Origin of the sequence: Streptomyces palmae (assembly GCF_004684805.1) — a bacterium.
GTDB lineage: Bacteria > Actinomycetota > Actinomycetes > Streptomycetales > Streptomycetaceae > Streptomyces > Streptomyces palmae.
The window spans coordinates 1-939 of sequence record NZ_SRID01000703.1 but is presented as its reverse complement, the minus strand read 5'-3'; the positions used below and the strand labels follow the sequence as shown (position 1 = coordinate 939).

At 64.9% G+C, this 939-nt stretch carries 2 protein-coding genes; one reads left to right on the top strand and one right to left on the bottom strand.

Annotated elements, in window-relative coordinates; translation table 11 throughout:
- Window positions 1–117: 117 nt before the first annotated feature.
- Complete coding sequence (locus E4099_RS32185) at window positions 118–459, top strand: DUF5713 family protein (RefSeq protein ID WP_135342612.1); 342 nt, start codon at window positions 118–120, stop codon at window positions 457–459.
- Between the two features lie 26 nt (window positions 460–485).
- On the opposite strand, the gene E4099_RS32180 is transcribed toward E4099_RS32185, so the two are convergent.
- Window positions 486–939: transposase (locus tag E4099_RS32180; RefSeq protein WP_167828566.1), on the bottom strand; the 454-nt coding region annotated here is incomplete at its 5' end.

Genomic DNA, 939 nt, shown 5'->3' with positions numbered 1-939 from the left:
ACTGGGGCCTGTTGTGAAAGTGCCGGACGACCAGCCTGGCGTACGTGGGCGGCGTCGTTGTCAGTGGTGTCGTGCATGATCGGCGCGTCAGTTCTTCTACGGGGATGGGGAAGCGCCATGCCGATCACGAACCAGCAGGTAGCAGGGCACATGTTCCTGCGGCAGATGTATGCGGACTCGTACTTCCCCGATCACGTCGTCGACCGGGGCAGGGCGATCCTGTTGCGGCTGTGCGAGCGGATTGAGGCTGAGCAGCCGTCGGATCTGGAGGCTCTGTATGCCCTCAGCCAGGCCGCAACGGAGGAATTCAACAGTCTGGAAGAAGAGTTCGAGGCAGCCGGGAGTGAGATCGAGACGGTTGCGCGCGAGGTGATCGCTGAGGACTTCTGGTTCGTGGCGTCGGCATACGGGTTCACGGACGCGGATGTAGAGGAGCTGATCGCCACCCGGGACTGGTGAGCGACGACCGGAAGGCCATCTGCCGGTCAGAGCCATTCGTCGAGGGCTGCGATCAGCACGGTCGCCTCGTAGCGGACGGCGAGCTTGTCGTATCTCCTGGCCACCGCGCGGTGGCGCTTGAGGCGGTTGATGCCGCATTCCACCGCGTGGTGCTCCTTGTCATCGACTTTGTCGAACTTCGGCGGACGGCCTCCGTGAGAGCCGAGCTTCTTGCGGTTGCGGACCTGGTCAGCCTTTTCCGGGATGGTGGAGCCTATGCCGCGTCTGCGCAGGTATGCGCGGTTCCCGCGGGAGCCGTACGCCTTATCGGCGCGGACCTTGTCTGGCCGGGTTCGCGGCCGGCCCCGACCGATGCGGGGCACCCGAATGCCCTCCAGGACCGGCTGGAACTGCGGACTGTCGTGCCGCTGGCCAGCGGTGACAAGCAGCGAAATCGGCTTTTGCCCCTGCTCAACCGCCAGGTGCAGCTTGGTGGTCAGC